Consider the following 18,394-nt stretch of genomic DNA (forward strand, 5'->3'; position numbering starts at 1 on the left):
TGGGCCCGTAAAATGGCCCGAATCCCATTTTCCGAGGAAAGGTTGAGCACGTAGTGCGACGTCGCGATGCGCGCGGACAGGAGCCCGGCACCATTGGTGCGTCCGGCGCTGCACGCCACGGGGAAGCCCCCGGCACCCCCCGCCACATGAATGCTCCCAAGGGGCTCCCGCTTTGGCTCAAGATCACCGCGGTGTCGGTGTCTGTGCTCCTCGTCGCCGGCATCGCTTTCGCCGCTTTCTGGGTTATCCGGTTGCAGTCGAACATCAGCAAGGCACCTTTGTCGGCAGGCGCCACGAGAACCGAAGCCGCGGCCAACGATGCCACGGACCGCTTGCAGATCCTCATCCTCGGTTCCGACACCCGCGACGGGAAGAACTCGCAATACGGTTCCTCACAAGACTCCGCAGGCTACGGTCAATCAGATGTCATGATGCTTCTGGACATCTCGGCGGACAACAAGAGGGTGAGCCTCACCAGCTTTCCCCGCGATCTCTTGGTGACTGTCCCGAAGTGTACTGACCCCAAAACCAACACGGTTTATCAAGCCCACTCCAACGTCATGATCAACTCGGCCATGGCTGAGGCAGGCATCGGTTGCGCGGTGGACACCGTGAACAAGCTCACCGGGCTGGAGATTGACCACTTCATGATGGCTGACTTCAACGCCGTCAAGGAACTGTCCAACGCTGTGGGCGGAGTCGACGTATGCGTGAGCGACGCCGTCTACGATCCAGATTCTGGGCTCAGACTCCCCAAGGGGACCTCGAAAGTCGAAGGCGAGCAGGCCCTGGCCTTCCTGAGGACCCGCCACGGTTTTGGTGATGGAAGCGACCTTGGACGCATCCAAGCGCAGCAGGGGTTCCTTTCCTCGCTGACCCGCAAAGTCAAGGCCGATGGCACGCTCAGCAATCCGCAGAGCCTGCTTTCGATCGCCGACGTCGTAACCAAGAACCTCACCGTGGATAACGGCCTTGCATCCGTCCAGTCGCTCCTGACGATCGGGAGCCGCCTCAAAGACATTGACTTGTCCAAGGTGGCCTTCGTATCGGTTCCAACCCAGCCTGCCGCCGTCGACATCAACAGGCTCGAAATGGTCCAACCACAGGCTACCCAGTTGTTTGCGGCCATGCGGGCGAACTTGGACCTGACCAACCCTGGCGCCACCGCGGCTCCGTCTCCGAGCGCATCGCCTGCCCCGACGGCCTCCTCAGGGGCTCATCCAACGCCGGCTGCCGGTTCTCCCGCCGCCCCTGCCTACAACAAGGCGCTCCAAGCAGTGACTGTGGCCGACGGTTCGGGCGTTACGTCACGGGGCCAGGAACTCGCTACGGCACTCATTGGCGGCGGGTTCACCAAGGCCGGCCATTTCCTGGCCGCGGCTGCATCCAAGACGGTTGTCTACTACGGGACCGGCTATGCGGACGTTGCGCCGGACGTTGCCAGCCTGTTGGGCATTCCGGCCGCACAGATCGAGCCGTCTCCGGGTATCGTCGGAGTCCAGGTGTATGTGGGCTCCGACTTCACAACGGGAACAAAGTTTGGAATGGTTTCCGTTCCGGCCGACGTCGTCAAGCAGACTGCAGGCGATGTAAAGTGTCAGGCCGTCAACCCCGCCCTCATCGCCCGGTAGCCACGCGACAAAGCGAAGGGGCGTTGACCACAGCTTGTGGTCACGCCCCCCTCCCGCCGGTATTGCTTCTTACCAGATACTGACGCGGTCCTCAGGCGACAGCCACATCCCGTCCCCGGATTCCACCGCGAACGCCTCGTGGAATGAGTCCAGGTTCTTGGCGATGGCGTTCGTGCGGAACTCGTTGGGGGAGTGCGGATCCGTAGCGACGCGCCGGATGGCTTCCTCGGGCCGGATGACCTGGCGCCAGCCCGCAGCCCAGGACATGAAGAAGCGCTGCTGGCCGGTAAGGCCCTCCAAGACGGGCGGTTGCGCACCGTCAAGGCTCAGCAGGTAAGCCTTGTAGGCGATGGTCAGGCCTCCCAGGTCGCCGATGTTTTCGCCCAGCGTGAGCTTCCCGTTGACCTTATGGTCAGGAGCCGCATACGGTGCAAGGGCATCAAATTGGGCCACGAGCTTGGCCGCCAGTCCTTCGAAGGCCTTGCGGTCTTCCTCGCTCCACCAGTTCCGCAGCGCTCCGCTTCCATCAAACTGGGAGCCCTGGTCGTCGAAGCCGTGGCCAATCTCATGTCCGATGATGGCGCCGATGCCGCCGTAGTTAACGGCGTCGTCAGCCTCTGCCGTGAAGAAGGGGGGCTGCAGGATCGCCGCGGGGAAAACAATCTCGTTCAGCATCGGGTGGTAGTAGGCGTTCACGGTCTGCGGGGTCATGAGCCACTTGTTCAGATCAACCGGCTTGCCGATCTCATCAAGGTGGCGGTCGACGTCGGCGTTGTGCGCCCGCTCGACGTTTCCCAGAAGATCAGCCGGGTCGATGTCGACGGCGGAGTAATCGATCCACTTGTCTGGAAAGCCAATTTTGGGGCGGAAGGCAGCGAGCTTCTTCAGTGCTTCCGCTTTGGTGTCCTCGCCCATCCAGTCGAGGGCGGTGATGCTCTGGCGGTAAGCCTCGATCAGCTTGGCAACCAACGTCTGCATCCTGGCCTTGTAACCCTCGGGGAAGTGGCGCTCCACATAGATCTGTCCCACTGCCTCTCCGAGAGCGGCCTCGACGACGGCGACGCCACGCTTCCAGCGGTCCTTGTTCTGTGGAGTGCCGCTCAGGGTGGTGCCGTAGAAATCGAAGTTTGCATCCACAAAAGCTGAGGACAGATAGGGGGCGGCGGCGTTGAGCACGCGCAAAGCCAACCATTCCTGCCAGGTGGCAAGAGGCTCGGACTCGGCAAGGGCGGCCGCACCGGTGAAGAAGTCCGGAGTGCTCACCACCAGTTCGGTGAATTTGTCGCCCTCAATCCGGGCGGCGTCGAACCAAGCGTCCAGGTAGGGGAACAGTTCACGTCCCTCATCCGCAGTCTTGAGGTTGTATGTCTTTTGCGGATCGCGAAGCGTGACGTTATCCCAGTGGTGCGAGGCAAGGGCCTTTTCAAAGGCGACGATGCGCCCGGCCGCTGCGTCGGCGTCAGGAATACCTGCCAAGCCGAAGAGATTGGCGACGTACTTTCCGTAGGCACTGACGATCGGTGCGAACTTCTCGTCCCGATAGTAAGACTCGTCTGGAAGGCCAATGCCGCCTTGGCCGATGTAGAGCAGGACCCGGTCCGGGTTCCCGGCGTCGGGCGCTGGGTAGATGGAAAAGAGGCCTGAGACATCCGAACGGAACAGCCGCCCAGACAATGCAACAACTTCGGCGGGCGAAGCAGTGGCAAAGACCTCGTCGATCCGGGCGCGAATCGGTTCCATCCCCTTGGCTTCGGCAGCGTCCTCGTCCATGAAGCTGTTATAGAGCTCACCGACTTTGCGCTCGATTCCGCTGGCGTCCTCGCCCTTCGCGGCCGCCTCTTCGATGATCGCTTTGACCGCCAGTTCGGCGCCATCGCGCAGCGCGGTGAAAGTTCCCTCCAGCGGGCGGTCGTCCGGAATGACCGTGGCCTTCAGCCACGCGCCATTGACGTGCTGGTAGAGATCGTCCTGCGGCCGAACGCTTTCATCGATGTTGGACAGTGTGATCCCCGACTGTGGCACAAGAACTCCTTCGGACGACGAGCGGATCCGGCTCACCACCGTAACCTCGTCTGCATAGTGGACGTTGCTTCAGGTATTGCATTGTCATCATACGCACCCGTGTTATTGTGAAATGGTGCGTGCAGGAATGCTTCTCCTTAGCTGCCGTGGCGGGGCCTTGAAAGCGAATATTCGCTAGGCCAACCCTCGCTGCGGAGTTAGCTGTGCCCGGCCAATCTTCCTTCAAGACTAAGAGAAAAGGCCCTAAGTCATGCGCAACGCACAAAAGCCCTCCGGAATGCCCATCCACCGGTACCTGCCTTTCCAGGATCAGATCAAGGTCGAACTGGCAGACCGCACCTGGCCAGACAAAGTCATCACCAAGGCCCCGCGCTGGTGCGCTGTGGACCTGCGTGACGGCAACCAGGCCCTGATCGACCCCATGAGCCCGGCCCGCAAGCTGAAGATGTTCCAGCTGCTGGTGAAGATGGGGTACAAGGAAATCGAGGTCGGCTTCCCGTCTGCATCGCAGACAGACTTCGACTTCGTGCGGCAGCTCATCGAAGGCGGCCACATTCCGGATGACGTTTCCATCCAGGTCCTGACCCAGGCGCGCGAACATCTGATTGAGCGCACCTACGAGTCCCTCGTGGGCGCCAAGCATGCCATCGTCCACCTGTACAACTCCACCTCGGTGCTCCAGCGCCGCGTCGTGTTCAATCAGGACGAAGACGGGATCCTGGATATTGCCCTGCAGGGGGCGCGTTTGTGCAAGAAGTACGAGGAAACCCTCACGGACACCCAGATCACGTATGAGTATTCGCCGGAGTCCTTCACCGGAACCGAGCTCGAGTACGCAGCGCGGGTTTGCAACGCCATTGCCGACGTTTTCGAAGCGTCTGCGGACAAGCAAGTCATCATCAACCTGCCTGCCACTGTGGAAATGGCCACCCCCAACGTTTACGCCGACTCCATCGAATGGATGCACCGGAACCTGCATCCCCGTGACGGCATCATCATCTCCCTCCACCCCCACAACGATCGCGGCACGGGCGTGGCGGCGGCAGAGCTGGGCTACCTGGCAGGCGCCGACCGCATCGAAGGTTGCTTGTTCGGCAACGGCGAGCGTACCGGCAACGTGGACCTTGTCACCCTGGGCCTGAACATGTTCGTGCAAGGTGTCGATCCGATGATCGACTTCTCGGACATCGACGAAGTCCGTAGGACCGTGGAGTACTGCAACCAGTTGCCCGTGCCCGAGCGCTCCCCGTATGGTGGCGATCTCGTGTTCACGGCATTTTCCGGTTCGCACCAGGACGCCATCAAGAAGGGTTTCGAAGCCCTCGAAAAGGACGCCGTGGCCGCCGGCAAGGCCGTTGACGACTTCACCTGGCAGGTCCCGTACCTGCCGATCGATCCTAAGGACCTGGGTCGCAGCTACGAGGCCGTCATCCGCGTTAACTCCCAGTCCGGCAAGGGCGGCGTGGCGTATCTGCTCAAGAACGAGCACAGCCTGGACCTGCCGCGCCGGGCACAGATCGAATTCTCCGGCGTGATCCAGCACCGCACCGATACTGTGGGCGGCGAAGTCAGCGGGCCCCAGCTGTGGGCGATGTTCCAGGACGAATACCTTCCCGCTACCACGGCCGATGGCCAGTGGGGACGCTATTCGCTGGGCTCCATCCGCACGGAGACCGATGAATCCGGCGAGCTGACCCTGCACGCAGCCCTCCGCGTGGACGGCACCGTGGTTCAGCGAACCGGCAAGGGCAACGGCCCCATCGCTGCGTTGCTGGATATCCTGCGTGAAGACGGCGTGGACGTACGCGTCCTGGACTACTCAGAACATGCATTGTCCGAAGGCGGCAGCGCCAGTGCGGCAGCATATGTTGAATGCGCCGTCGGTGAGCGGGTCCTGTGGGGTGTCGGCATCGATCCCAACACGAGCACTGCTGCGCTCAAGGCAGTCATCTCTGCTGTCAATCGCGCCATTAGGGCTGTCCGGGCATAGCCTTTTGCCGTGCGGCGCCGTCAACACGGCGCCGCACGGCTCCGCCGGACCCGAGAAGGCCCGGTGTGGTGCGAAGATTAACTGTGGCCAATCCTTCTTCGTTCGCAGCGCGGTCCTACCGGGACGATGCCGTTGTGCTGCGCACCCACAAACTGGGCGAAGCGGACCGCATCATCACTTTGCTGACAAAGCACCACGGCCAGGTTCGCGCGGTGGCAAAGGGCGTGCGGCGGACCACTAGCCGGTTCGGGGCCCGGCTGGAACCCTTCATGGTGGCAGACCTCCAACTCGTGTCCGGCCGCACCCTGGACATCGTCACCCAGGCGGTCGCCAAAGGAGCCTATGGGAGCTCGATTGCCGCCGATTACTCCCGGTACACGGTCGCCGCTGCCATGACGGAAACCGCAGAGAAGCTGACAGACGCCGACGCCGATTCGGGAACCGCGCAATATAACCTCCTCGTGGGGGCTCTTGCCTCGCTGAGCCGTTCCGACCACCCGCCGGAACTCATTCTTGACTCCTACCTCCTTCGCGCTTTGGCCACCGGCGGCTGGGCGCCCAGCTTCACGGACTGTGCCCGCTGTGGGGCGGCCGGTCCGCACACCGCCTTCTCCGCTCCCTTGGGCGGAATGATCTGCGGTAACTGCCGCCCCCCTGGTTCGCCGGCACCGGCACCCGAGACCGTTGTCCTGTTGGGCGCATTGCTGACGGGAGACTGGGCAACGGCGGATGTGTCCGAGAGCTTGCATCGCCGGGAGGCAGCCGGTTTGGTGGCGAGCTACCTGCAATGGCATCTTGAACGAGCATTGAAGTCCCTCAAACATGTGGAGCGAAGCTGACAGTGGCACTGGGAAAAAAGAAGACGGCAACTGCGCGGAGGACTCCGGTTAAGGCCCCGTATCAACATCCCTCGGGGGCCAGGCCACCGGCCATACCCGCCGAACTGGTGCCGCGGCACGTGGCCATCGTCATGGATGGCAATGGCCGCTGGGCAAACCAACGCGGCCTGCCGCGCATCGAGGGCCACAAGGCCGGAGAACCCGCGCTGCTGGATGTGATGGCTGGCGCGATCGAACTCGGCATCAAATACGTCAGTGTCTACGCTTTCTCCACCGAAAACTGGCGCCGCTCTCCTGAAGAAGTGCGTTTTCTCATGGGATTTAACAAGGACGTGCTACGTCGGCAGCGCAACCAGCTCGATGAGTGGGGGGTACGGATTCGTTGGGCAGGACGACGTCCCAGGCTATGGGGTTCCGTTATCAAGGAACTTGAGGAAGCCGAGGATTACACTCGCGGCAACGACACGTGCACGTTGACCATGTGTGTTAACTACGGCGGGCGCGCCGAAATCGCCGATGCGGTCGCAGCTATCGCCCAGGATGTTGCAGATGGACGCCTGAAGCCCGGCTCTGTCACCGAGAAGACCATCCAGAAGTACCTTGATGAACCGGATCTTCCGGACGTCGACTTGTTCCTGCGCAGTTCCGGTGAGCAGCGGCTGTCCAACTTCCTCTTGTGGCAATCGGCCTACGCAGAGTTCGTTTTCATGGATACGCTGTGGCCCGACGTCGACCGCAGGACCTTGTGGGACGCCGTCGAGATCTATGCCAAACGGGACCGCCGCTACGGTGGTGCAGTGGACGCTGCCGCATCCCGCTGACAATTAACACGAGTGCGCTGGCAAAATCCGGTCAGTCCGGATACGAAGCCAACCAGATAGCGACGTCCCTGTAGGCCTGCTGGCGGACCGTACGCCGTGACAAGAACACATCATGGAGAGCGCCAGGGTAGCGGAACACAGCTGTCCGCCGTCCAAGTCCCAGGGCCCGGCGGGCCGTCTGCTCAACATCGATCACGGCGTCGACGCGCATAAGCTCCGCGCTCCACTCCGCCTGGATGCGGGTGCGTCCCGAAAGCAGCACGAGCACCGGAGCATCGATATTGAGTTTGCGTTCGACGGCGGTGTGTCCCGCCAGGACTGCCTTCGTCCACCCCGCGCGTATCGGGAACGAAGTTCGCGGACGCCATTCCGGGTCAAGGGTCCATTCCCCGTGGGCCAGGTTGCTCACGCTTTCCCAGTAGGCCGGCATCTCCGGAAATCGGAATGGCCGCTTGGGGTCCGTGCGAGCAAACGGTTCCACCAAATGCATCGCGATGCTGCGGATCAGGCTGCTGCCCTGAAGTTCCAGCCACGGCGAATTCAGCGTCAGGGTGGCAATGCGGCCAGGGTTCCGGTCAGCCCACAGCGCCGCAATCAGGCCACCCAGGGAATGGGCAAGCAGGTGGACGGTAGGCACCTCCGCGCTACCGGTTATTTCGGCAATGTCCTGGTGTATCGCAAGCAGCGCGGCATCGATGTCTTCGTCGTAGACCAACAGATCGGTGGTGTAGCCGGGAGTTTGCCCCGGCCGTAGGCTGCGCCCGAACTTCCGCAGGTCAAGCGCATAGAAATGGAATCCGGAGGCGCCCAGGAACTCCGCCAGTTCTGTCTGCATGAAGTAGTCGGCCCAGCCGTGGAGGTACAGCACCACCCTCGGTGGGCCCTCAGTGACGGGAACTTCCCTCCGGCGTCGGCGTCTGGTGAACGCCGTCAAGGCATCGAGAAGTCCGTGTGGCGCCGAATGGGCTGGCACCGGACGGACGTGCCGGACAAGGGTGGCGCACACCGGACCTTCTTCGTCGGGTGGAAGTTCCAATTCCAGGGCCTCGAAACCGCCGCCCAGAAAATCTTGTTGCCATACCGGCACACCCAGCTCCGTGGTCATGGCGCTTCCCTTGGCCGTCCGCGTTCCTCGCCGGCCATATGCTCCGGCGGCGGGCCGTTCGAAATATAACCGCGAATCCAGCGCGCAAGCCGGGCGTAGGCATCGGCGCGCACCGGTCCTGCCGAAAGGAACACGTCGTGAAGGCCGCCGTCCACCCGTTCCAACGTGACGGTGCGGCCAAGGGTCATGGCACGGACAGCCATGGTATTCACGTCCAGGACCGCGTCTGAACGCCTCATGGACTCCTGCCAAATCATGCCGTTCGCGCTTGCTCCGGAGATCAGCACGAGGATGGGGATGTCAATTCTCAGCCCGCGGGCCACCCTTGTGTGTCCGCTGAGGACAGCGCTGAGCCATCCTGCCCGCATGGGGAAGGCCAAGGGCGGCCGGTATTTGGGGTCGACGAGCCATTCGCCCTCGGCTGAGCTGCTTATGCTGCGGTAGTAGAACCCGCGTTCGGGCAAGCGCAGGATTGTCGTCGGGCGGAAGCGCGCAAGCGGCTTCACCATGGTCTGGGCGGCACGGCGGACCAAAGAACTTCCGTGCATTTCAAGCCACGGGCTGTTGAGTACGAGGTACTGGACGGAACCGGGGTGGCGGCTGACCCACAATGCGGCCACGAGGCCTCCGGTGGAATGTCCCATGAGGGTCAACGAACGCGGCACCTCCCCGAGAGGGTCGCCGGAGCGGATCATGTCGATGGCCTTGCCGATCTCAGCGTCGTAGTCATCTAGATGTTCCACATAGCCGCCCGGGGTGTCCGCCTGCAGGCTGCGCCCGTGGTTGTGCATGTCGAGGGCGTAGAAGTGGAAACCTTGTCCGGTCCAAAACTCTGCCAACGCGACGTTGAAAAAGTAGTCGCTCCAGCCGTGCAGGAAAAGGATGGAACCGTTGGCGGCCGGTGGCCGATCGCCACGCCCCGCACCCTCCTGAGGGACGTGGCGAACCAGTGTCGCACGCCGGACCACCCCGTCAGGTCCGGCCGCCTCGAAGGCACAACTTTCGAAGTCCGCGCCGAGGATATCGGTCTGCCACTCCATGGGAACAGCTTAGACACTCGTTGCGGCATCGCGCCCTGCTGCGCGCCCGGAGAACAGGCAGCCGCCAAGGAAGGTTCCTTCCAATGCCCGGTAGCCGTGGACTCCGCCGCCGCCGAAGCCGGCAGCCTCTCCTGCCGCGTACAATCCCCGGACGGGCGCTCCGGAACTGTCAAGGACGCGTGAACGAAGGTCCGTCTGTAGCCCGCCAAGGCTCTTGCGTGTCAGCACGGAGAGCCGAACGGCCAGAAGTGGGCCGTGTTTCGGGTCGGTGAGCCGATGCGGAGGGGCCACACGCATGATCTTGTCGGTGGCGAACCTCCGCGCCGCCCGAACAGCGGCGAGCTGCGGGTCCTTGCCCAGCCCGCTCGCCACCTGCTGGTCCCGATCGCCGATAAGGTTATCGAGTCGGCCGGGATCTATCAGGGGCGAACCAGTCAACAAGTTCATTTTTCCAGCTAGTTCGGCGGCCGTTGCAGCCTGCAGGAAATCCACGCCACGGTCCAGGAAGCTGCGCAACGGGGAATCACTGGCAGGACTGAGCCGGGAGGCCAGGAGCCGGATGTCCTTGCCTGTGAGATCCGGATTCTGTTCTGAACCTGACAATGCGAATTCTTTCAGTGCGATGGTCCGGTTGCATACGAACCACGAATGTCCGTGTCCGCTCGCCAGGATATGCCTGAGGGCACCCAAGGAATCGAAGCCTGGAAAGAGCGGGGCTGGCAGCTGACGTCCCGTCGCATCAATCCACAGCGACGACGGACCGGGGAGGATGCGGATGCCATGCAAGGGCCACACGGGGGAGTGGTTGTGGATGCCTTCGGGGTAGTGCCACATGCGGTCACCATTGATGAGCCCTCCGCCTGCGGCAGCAGCGGCAGTGAGGAACTCGCCATCGACGGACGCCGGCACGCCCCTCAGCATGTGCTCCGGCGCAGTACTGTCGGGCCATTGCCGCCTCACAAGTGCGTGGTTTCCACCAATTCCGCCGGTGGTGACGATGATGGCTCCGGCAGTCGCTTCAAAGCTCCCGACGACGGTGCGCGACGACGCTTCGCCGCGTCCGGCGCCGGACGCCTCAAGAATCTCGCCGCTGACCCCGGTGACGCGGCCCGCCGTCGTCGTTAGTTCCGTGGCGCGATGCCGGAAGTGGAGGGATACCCTGCCCCGGGCGACGCCGTCGCTCACCTTTTCCAGGAACGGTTGAACGACGCCGGGGCCGGTGCCCCAGGTGACGTGGAACCGCGGGACTGTGTTGCCGTGGCCTTGGGGCCCATAGCCGCCGCGCTCGGCCCATTGCACCAGCGGAAAGAACCGCACGCCGAGCGATCTCAGCCACCGGCGCTTCTCGCCGGAGGCGAAATCTACATAGGCCTCCGCCCAAAGCCGGGCCCAGGAGTCCTCCGGCCTGTCAAAGGCCGCGGACGCCAACCAGTCGCCCAAGGCAAGTTCGGCGCTGTCCCTGACGCCCAGCCTTCGCTGTTCGGGAGAGTTGACCAGGAACAGTCCACCGAAAGACCAATGTGCCTGGCCGCCCAGGGAGGCTGCTGGTTCCTGGTCCAGGACAGCAACCCGTTTGCCGAGTGCGTAGGCTTGGGCGGCGGCGACCAGTCCCGACAGTCCCGCCCCAATGACGACGACGTCGGCTTCAATAATTGCCTTGGAGTGAACTCCATCACGTGGATTGCTCGGCATTCGTACATGCTACCGTCCGGTAACCGCCCTGGTTTGGTGCGCGACCCGTAAACCGGAAAACTAGGAACATGCGCGTTTACCCCACATTCTTCAAGTTGGCCTTCTCCTGGATGGATGCCGAAAAAGCCCACAAGATCGGCTTCCAGGCGATCCGCTTTGCACACCGCTCGGGAGCGGGGCGCGTTCTGGCCAAAATGACGGCACCGCACCCCTCGCTGCGCACCGAGGCTTTCGGCCTGACCTTCCCGTCGCCTTTCGGCCTTGCTGCCGGCTTCGACAAAGAGGGCCACGGAATCGAGGCCCTCGCGGAATTGGGTTTCGGCCACGTGGAAATAGGCACCATCACCGGGCAGGCCCAGCCAGGCAATGAAAAGCCACGGCTTTTCCGCCTCGTCGAGGACAGGGCCGTGATCAACCGCATGGGATTCAACAACGACGGCGCCGCGGCTGTGGCCCCGCGCCTCAAGGCTGCGAGGGCGGCTCTGCAGCGCACGCATGCCGGCGTTCGCCCTGTGATCGGTGTCAACATCGGCAAGACCAAGGTTGTCGAGCTCGACGACGCGGTTGAGGACTATCTGGTCAGCGCCCGGAGCCTGGCGCCGGCGGCCGACTATCTTGTGGTCAACGTGAGCTCGCCGAACACTCCCGGCCTGCGCCTGCTCCAGAACGTCGAGACCCTCCGCCCACTGCTTCGCGCCGTCGGAGACGCCGCCGATGAATCCGCTGGACGCCATGTCCCCCTGTTGGTCAAGATCGCCCCGGACCTCAGCGACGACGACATTGACGACGTCGCCCGCCTCGCCCTGGACCTCAAGCTCGATGGCATCATTGCCACCAACACCACCATCGGACGGGAAGGCCTCGTTTCCGAACCGGGCAAGGTGGAGGCCTGCGGCGCCGGCGGGCTCTCCGGCGCGCCCCTCAAGGAGCGGTCGCTCGAGGTACTGCGCCGGCTGAAGGCCGCGGTGGGGGAGGGCCTGGTGCTCGTCGCCGTCGGCGGGGTGCAGTCCGCAGCCGACGTCCAGGAAAGGCTCGACGCCGGAGCCACCTTGGTGCAGGGATACACCGCGTTCCTCTACGAAGGTCCGTTCTGGGCCGCCGGCATCAACAAGGCCCTTGCGAAGTACCGCCGCTAGCCAGGCCCTCGATCGCCACGTGCTGACAAGCAGAAAAAGACCCTGGAACAGCTATTCCAGGGTCTTTCTGCTTAGTTGGACTCTTGTACTTGGTGGCTTGCGGCCCTAAGAGGGGTACTGGCCACGCTGGACCTGCGGCTTCGGAAGGCGCAGGCGGCGGAATTGCAGGGAACGCATGCTGCCGTACCAGACAGTGCCGCGCTCGACGTCGCCGAACTTCTGCGTCAGGCCCTTGCGCAGCTTGCGGGAAAGGATGAACACGTCCGCGAAGACCGCCAGGAACATGACCCAGAACCCGATCAAGATATAGCTGAGGGCATCGCTTCCTGACGGAATGATGAAGGAGATCACCACGAACAGCAGTGCTCCGAACATCAGGTACTCGCCGAGGCTGAAACGGGCATCGACGTAGTCGCGGGCGAAACGCTTTTGGGGTCCCTTGTCGCGCAGCGGCAGGTATTTTTCGTCACCGGTGTCCAGTGCCTGGCGCATTTTCTGGCGCTGGTCCTGCACGGCGATACGCTCGGCTTCCTTGGAGGCCTTGCGGTCGGTTGGCACCAAGGGGCGCTTACGAGCGGCTTCCTGTTCTTTGCGCTTGGGTGTGGGTGCACCCTTACCAGCACCTGCACCTTTCGCGGCGGCATCGGCGGCTAGCTGGTCTACTGAGTCTTGAGCGCTCGGCTCATCCTTTTTACGTCCAAACACCCCTAAAGAATACCCCGCAGGAAGCGCTCTAAAGTCGACGCAACGTGGCACCCTGCGAATGAGTCCGCCACGCCGTCCATACCGGTTCCCCCGCATCACTCCCAGCGGTAGTGTTTTCGCCATGACTTCAATGAATGCGGAGATCCCGCAGACCTTTTCCGGCGGCTCCGGCACGATCAATGTCGATGCGCTCAAGTCCGCCGTCGAATCTTCTTTTGACGAGACCATGGCGCGTTTGAAGGCGCTCGTCGCGATCCCGGGTATTGCCTGGCCAAGTTTCGACCCCGCGGAACTTGAGCGCAGTGCCGAGGCCGTTGCGGCGTTGGTCCGCGAGTCGGGCTTCGCCGACGTCCAGATTCTGCGTTGCGACAAGACGGACGGCACTCCGGGAGGACCTGCCATTGTTGCGCGCCGCGTTGCAGCGCCGGGCAAGCCGACCATACTCCTGTACGCGCACCACGATGTGCAGCCGCCTGGCGACGTGAGCCTGTGGGATACCGAGCCGTTCGTGGCCCAGGAACGCGAAGGCCGCCTTTATGGCCGCGGCGCAGCCGACGACAAAGCGGGAATCATGGCCCACTTGGCCGCTTACGCCGCTGTAACCCAAGTGCTGGGAGATGATTTTGGTCTCGGCGTCACCCTGTTCTTCGAAGGCGAGGAGGAAGCGGGATCGCCAACATTCCGTACGTTCCTCGAAACACACCGTGATCTCCTCGAGGCGAACGTCATCGTCGTGGCTGACTCCAGCAACTGGAAGGTCGGCGTTCCGGCCCTGACAACCAGTCTTCGCGGCCTGGTGGACGGCACCTTCGAGGTGCGGGTCCTGCACCACGCCGTACACTCCGGCATGTTCGGTGGTCCCGTCTTGGATGCGCCGACCCTCTTGTCCCGCTTGATCGCGACCTTGCACGACGACGACGGCAACGTGGCCGTCGAGGGCTTGGTGGCCAAGGATGGCGTGGTAGAGGACGTTGACGAGGAACAGTACCGCGCGGATGCCTCTGTTCTCGACAGTGTGAAGCTTGCTGGCAGCGGCAGCATCGCCTCAAGGCTCTGGACCAAGCCTGCCTTGTCCATCATCGGCATCGACGCACCCGCCGTCGACGTCGCATCCAACACGCTGCTCCCTTCCGCGCGGGCGAAGTTCAGCCTGCGCCTGGCTCCCGGGCAAGATCCGGATGTCGCTATGGACGCCATGGGAAGGCACCTGGCGGCCCACTCGCCGTTCGGAGCGCAAGTGACGTTCGTGCCGGGGGAGCGAGGCAACGCCTTCTCTACCGACACCGGCTCGGCCGCAGCCCGGATCGCGATGTGGGCGCTGGGTGAAGCCTGGGGAGTGCCGGCCGTCGAAATGGGGATCGGTGGATCCATACCTTTCATCGCGGACCTGACCGAAACCTACCCGGATGTCCAGATCCTCGTGACCGGCGTAGAGGATCCGGACTCCCGGGCGCACAGCGCCAACGAATCACTTCACATAGGTGACTTCCGTAACGCCGTCCTTGCCGAGGCATTGATGCTGGCGCGCCTTAACGCAGAAGGCCTCTGACACTCGAGATCCCGAAGGCGTCCATATGGATCACCAGGGGAACAAGATCCACGGCGGGGAACAAGGTAACGGTCCCGGCGGTTACGTTAGAAGTTATAGCTATGCGCCGGCTCGACGTAGCATGTAGCTATAACCCGCACGTATTTTGGGTAAGGGCAGGCAGCGCGAAGGCGCGGCCGCCAAGAGCGTCATAAGAAGGTAGGCCAATGAGCACTGCAACCAACGAAAACAGCACCGGAGCGCAGCTCGCAGGCGGCGAGCTTCCTGAGCACGAGGTCAAGCTGACCGATGTCGCCGCGGGTAAAGTCCGGAGCCTTCTTGAACAAGAAGGTCGCACCGACTTGCGGCTTCGCGTAGCTGTTCAGCCAGGCGGCTGCTCGGGCCTGATCTACCAGCTCTACTTCGACGAGCGCCTGCTCGACGGCGATGCCGTCCGCGACTACGACGGCGTCGAAGTAGTTGTCGACAAGATGAGCGTCCCGTACCTGAGCGGTGCCAGTATCGACTTCGAGGACACGATCTCGAAGCAGGGCTTCACTATCGACAACCCCAATGCCGGCGGGTCTTGCGCCTGCGGCGATTCGTTCCACTAGCCGGGGTATTCGCAGGCTGTTGGCCCAGTTCAGGAACGGGTTTCAACCCGACCCGACGCACTGGGCCAGCATGTCGGCGAAAACCGCTCGGTAGCGGTAAGCTCTACATCGGGTAGTAAAACTTTAGTGTGCCCGGTGGGCCTTTGGTCTGCCGGGCTGCAGCAACAAGAGGAAGGGCCGTCTGTGAGTTCGCAGAACCGAACCGGCAGCCGACGCATAAAGATCACCTCGATCACTGGCTTGGCACTAGCCGGCGCGTTGGTTTTGACCGGATGTTCACCAGAGGTAGAGAAGGGCTGGTTGCCCACCGAGCGTGGCACCACCAACCACACCGATCGGATCATGGACCTCTGGGTCAACTCATGGATCGCCGCCCTGGTCGTCGGCATTATTACTTGGGGCCTGCTGGTCTGGTGCATCATCGCCTACCGCCGCCGCAAGGGCACCACGGGTTTTCCGAAGCAGCTTAGCTACAACCTCCCTCTGGAGGTCTTTTATTTGACCATTCCGCTGTTCATGGTCTTGGTGTTCTTCTACTTCACCGACCAGGACCAGCGCGCAATTGATGACCGCTCCCAGCCGGCCGACGTCGTCGTTGACGTCCGCGGCAAGCAGTGGGCGTGGGACTTCAACTACGTGAAGGGCTCGGTCGTCACCGAGGACCTCCACGAGGCAGGCGTTCAGGCACACCTCACGGGCAACGATGTGGACAAGGAGAAGCTCCCCACGTTGTACCTTCCGGTCAACAAGTCGGTTGATCTGGAACTGAACTCGCGCGACGTCATTCACTCTTTCTGGGTCCCCGCCTTCCTGCAGAAGCGCGACATGATTCCCGGCAAGACCAACTACATCAGGTTGACCCCCACCAAGGTGGGAACCTATGACGGCAAGTGCGCCGAACTTTGCGGTGAATACCACTCAGAGATGCTGTTCCGCGTGAAGGTCGTTTCCGAGGCTGAGTTCCAGGCTCACATGGACCAGCTTCGCCAGAGCGGCAACACCGGTCTTCTCGACTCGAAGTACGACCGCAACCCGAACCTGAACGAGAAGAATTAAGGGAAGCGACGTGGCTACTTACACTCAATCCGCCGGAGTCCTTGAGTCTCCGGTAGTACCCAAATCCAAGGGACGCATCGTCGTCAACTGGATCACCTCCACTGACCACAAGACCATCGGGTACATGTACCTGATCGCGTCCTTCGTGTTCTTCTGCCTGGGCGGCGTCATGGCTCTGCTCATCCGTGCAGAGCTGTTCGAACCCGGCATGCAGATCCTGCAGACCAAAGAACAGTACAACCAGCTCTTCACGATGCACGGCACTGTCATGCTCTTGATGTTCGCGACGCCGCTCTTCGCCGGCTTCGCCAACGTCATCATGCCGCTGCAGATCGGTGCCCCCGACGTTGCCTTCCCGCGACTGAACGCGCTGGCCTTCTGGTTCTTCCTCTTCGGCTCCACCATCGCCGTGTCCGGCTTCATCACCCCGCAGGGTGCGGCATCCTTCGGCTGGTTCGCCTATGCGCCGTTGTCGAACACGACATTCACGCCGGGTGTCGGCGGCGATCTCTGGGTCTTCGGCCTCGCGCTGTCCGGTTTCGGAACCATCCTGGGTGCTGTCAACTTCATCACCACCATCATCTGCATGCGCGCTCCGGGCATGACGATGTGGCGCATGCCGATCTTCACCTGGAACACCCTCGTGACGGCCATCCTGGTCCTCATGGCGTTCCCGCCCCTCGCCGCTGCGCTCTTCGCACTCGGTGCGGATCGCCGCTTCGGCGCCCACATCTTCGATCCGGAGAACGGCGGAGCTGTCCTCTGGCAGCACCTGTTCTGGTTCTTCGGCCACCCCGAGGTGTACATCATTGCCTTGCCGTTCTTCGGCATCGTTTCCGAGATCTTCCCGGTATTCAGCCGCAAACCGATCTTCGGCTACAAGGGCCTTGTCTACGCGACAATCGCCATTGCGGCGTTGTCGGTGACCGTGTGGGCCCACCACATGTATGTCACTGGATCTGTGCTGCTTCCGTTCTTCTCCTTCATGACGATGCTGATCGCCGTACCCACCGGCGTGAAGTTCTTCAACTGGATCGGAACGCTGTGGCAGGGCTCTATTACCTTTGAAACGCCCATGCTCTGGAGCATCGGCTTCCTGGTCACATTCCTCTTCGGTGGCCTGACGGGCATCATCCTGGCCTCCCCGCCACTTGACTTCCACGTTTCGGACTCGTATTTCGTGGTGGCACACTTCCACTACGTGGTCTTCGGTACGGTCGTGTTCGCCATGTTCGCAGGCTTCTACTTCTGGTGGCCCAAGTGGACCGGCAAGATGCTCAACGAACGCCTGGGAAAGATCCACTTCTGGCTTCTGTTCCTGGGGTTCCACGGCACCTTCCTCATCCAGCACTGGCTCGGCGTCGAGGGCATGCCGCGTCGCTACGCGGACTACATGCCGCAGGACAACTTCACCTGGATGAACCAGTTCTCCACGATTTCATCCTTCGTCCTCGGTGCGTCGCTCCTGCCCTTCTTCTGGAACGTCTACATCACCTGGCGCAGCAACAAGAAGGTTGAAGTTGACGATCCCTGGGGCTTCGGAGCCTCGCTCGAGTGGGCTACGTCCTGCCCGCCGCCGCGGCACAACTTCACTTCGCTTCCCCGTATCCGTTCCGAGCGTCCGGCCCTGGACCTGCACCACCCGGAGCTCGCACAGCACCACACAGCACAGTCGCCTGAGCCGGGAGCAACACTGCTCGGCAATGCTGATCAGAAGGACGCCAAGTGAAGATCGAATCATGGATTTTTGGAGCCGGGTCGTTTTTCTTCGTCCCCGTTGCGCTGGCCTACGGTTTCTTGACCCACTGGTCTGAGTGGGTTGGCACGCTGGGTATTCTCCTGGTCGGCGGCCTGGCTGGCATGATCGGCGGTTACCTTGGTTTCACAGGCAAGCGTGTCGGTATGCGTCCGGAAGACCGTCCGGACGCCGAGATTCACGAAGGCGCCGGCGAGCAGGGACACTTCAGCCCGTGGAGCTGGTGGCCGCTGGTCCTCGGATTGGCTTGTGCCGGTGGCTTCCTTGGTCTCGCCATAGGTTTCTGGATTACGTTCGTTGCCGCTGGCTTGGCCCTCGTAGCCTTGGTCGGTTGGGTCTTCGAATACAGCCGTGGAGATCACGCGCACTAGAAGCATCTTGAACAACGACGGCGGGCCCCACCAATTGGTGGGGCCCGCCGTCGTTGTCGTATGAGGATGGTGTCCGCCGGCACGCCTT

The 18,394-nt window shown here is 62.4% G+C and carries 15 protein-coding genes; 10 read left to right on the plus strand and 5 right to left on the minus strand.

What is annotated here, in order from left to right; genetic code table 11:
* Nucleotides 1-53: 53 nt before the first annotated feature.
* The gene (locus LFT43_RS10690) at nt 54-1,631 is read left to right on the plus strand and encodes an LCP family protein (protein ID WP_395796606.1); all 1,578 of its coding nucleotides are present in this window, start codon (nt 54-56) and stop codon (nt 1,629-1,631) included.
* A 69-nt stretch (nt 1,632-1,700) separates the two neighbouring features.
* On the opposite strand, the gene LFT43_RS10695 is transcribed toward LFT43_RS10690, so the two are convergent.
* Nucleotides 1,701-3,653: a M13 family metallopeptidase gene (locus LFT43_RS10695; RefSeq protein ID WP_395796608.1), complete on the minus strand. Its 1,953-nt coding sequence runs from the start codon at nt 3,651-3,653 to the stop codon at nt 1,701-1,703.
* Between the two features lie 250 nt (nt 3,654-3,903).
* Between LFT43_RS10695 and leuA the strand changes: the two genes are divergently transcribed.
* From leuA to LFT43_RS10710, 3 genes are all read left to right on the plus strand, one after another.
* Complete coding sequence (gene leuA / locus LFT43_RS10700) at nt 3,904-5,643, plus strand: 2-isopropylmalate synthase (protein WP_395796610.1); 1,740 nt, start codon at nt 3,904-3,906, stop codon at nt 5,641-5,643.
* 83 nt (nt 5,644-5,726) lie between these two features.
* Entirely contained in the window at nt 5,727-6,482 is a 756-nt protein-coding gene (gene recO / locus LFT43_RS10705) for a DNA repair protein RecO (RefSeq protein WP_395796612.1), read from the plus strand.
* A gap of 2 nt (nt 6,483-6,484) precedes the next feature.
* Nucleotides 6,485-7,303, plus strand: a complete 819-nt coding sequence (locus tag LFT43_RS10710) for an isoprenyl transferase (RefSeq protein WP_395796614.1) — start codon at nt 6,485-6,487, stop codon at nt 7,301-7,303.
* Between the two features lie 31 nt (nt 7,304-7,334).
* On the opposite strand, the gene LFT43_RS10715 is transcribed toward LFT43_RS10710, so the two are convergent.
* Genes LFT43_RS10715 through LFT43_RS10725 form a run of 3 tightly spaced genes read right to left on the minus strand, consistent with a single transcriptional unit; the run spans nt 7,335 to nt 11,140 of the window.
* Nucleotides 7,335-8,408, minus strand: coding sequence for an alpha/beta hydrolase (locus tag LFT43_RS10715; RefSeq protein ID WP_395796616.1), 1,074 nt, complete (start codon nt 8,406-8,408; stop codon nt 7,335-7,337).
* Nucleotides 8,405-9,448: an alpha/beta hydrolase gene (locus tag LFT43_RS10720; protein WP_395796618.1), complete on the minus strand. Its 1,044-nt coding sequence runs from the start codon at nt 9,446-9,448 to the stop codon at nt 8,405-8,407. The genes LFT43_RS10715 and LFT43_RS10720 overlap by 4 nt, the downstream gene beginning before the upstream one ends.
* A gap of 9 nt (nt 9,449-9,457) precedes the next feature.
* Nucleotides 9,458-11,140, minus strand: a complete 1,683-nt coding sequence (locus LFT43_RS10725; protein WP_395796620.1) for an FAD-binding dehydrogenase — start codon at nt 11,138-11,140, stop codon at nt 9,458-9,460.
* Nucleotides 11,141-11,208: 68 nt separating this feature from the next.
* Between LFT43_RS10725 and LFT43_RS10730 the strand changes: the two genes are divergently transcribed.
* Nucleotides 11,209-12,276 (plus strand): quinone-dependent dihydroorotate dehydrogenase, encoded by a 1,068-nt coding sequence (locus LFT43_RS10730; RefSeq protein ID WP_395796622.1) that lies wholly within the window; start codon nt 11,209-11,211, stop codon nt 12,274-12,276.
* A gap of 105 nt (nt 12,277-12,381) precedes the next feature.
* On the opposite strand, the gene LFT43_RS10735 is transcribed toward LFT43_RS10730, so the two are convergent.
* The gene (locus LFT43_RS10735; protein ID WP_395796624.1) at nt 12,382-12,981 is read right to left on the minus strand and encodes a DUF3043 domain-containing protein; all 600 of its coding nucleotides are present in this window, start codon (nt 12,979-12,981) and stop codon (nt 12,382-12,384) included.
* Between the two features lie 121 nt (nt 12,982-13,102).
* Between LFT43_RS10735 and LFT43_RS10740 the strand changes: the two genes are divergently transcribed.
* The 5 genes from LFT43_RS10740 to LFT43_RS10760 all read left to right on the plus strand — a co-directional run bounded on the left by LFT43_RS10740 (nt 13,103) and on the right by LFT43_RS10760 (nt 18,306).
* Nucleotides 13,103-14,530, plus strand: coding sequence for a dipeptidase (locus LFT43_RS10740; protein ID WP_395796626.1), 1,428 nt, complete (start codon nt 13,103-13,105; stop codon nt 14,528-14,530).
* A 206-nt stretch (nt 14,531-14,736) separates the two neighbouring features.
* Nucleotides 14,737-15,123, plus strand: a complete 387-nt coding sequence (locus LFT43_RS10745; protein WP_059390004.1) for an iron-sulfur cluster assembly accessory protein — start codon at nt 14,737-14,739, stop codon at nt 15,121-15,123.
* A gap of 183 nt (nt 15,124-15,306) precedes the next feature.
* Nucleotides 15,307-16,179, plus strand: coding sequence for a cytochrome c oxidase subunit II (coxB, locus tag LFT43_RS10750; protein WP_395796629.1), 873 nt, complete (start codon nt 15,307-15,309; stop codon nt 16,177-16,179).
* A gap of 10 nt (nt 16,180-16,189) precedes the next feature.
* Nucleotides 16,190-17,908: a cytochrome c oxidase subunit I gene (ctaD, locus tag LFT43_RS10755; RefSeq protein ID WP_395796631.1), complete on the plus strand. Its 1,719-nt coding sequence runs from the start codon at nt 16,190-16,192 to the stop codon at nt 17,906-17,908.
* Nucleotides 17,905-18,306, plus strand: a complete 402-nt coding sequence (locus LFT43_RS10760) for a cytochrome c oxidase subunit 4 (RefSeq protein ID WP_265977369.1) — start codon at nt 17,905-17,907, stop codon at nt 18,304-18,306. The genes ctaD and LFT43_RS10760 overlap by 4 nt, the downstream gene beginning before the upstream one ends.
* The last annotated feature ends 88 nt before the right edge of the window (nt 18,307-18,394 follow it).

This window comes from Arthrobacter sp. FW306-04-A, from assembly GCF_044358315.1.
Taxonomy (GTDB): Bacteria; Actinomycetota; Actinomycetes; order Actinomycetales; family Micrococcaceae; genus Arthrobacter.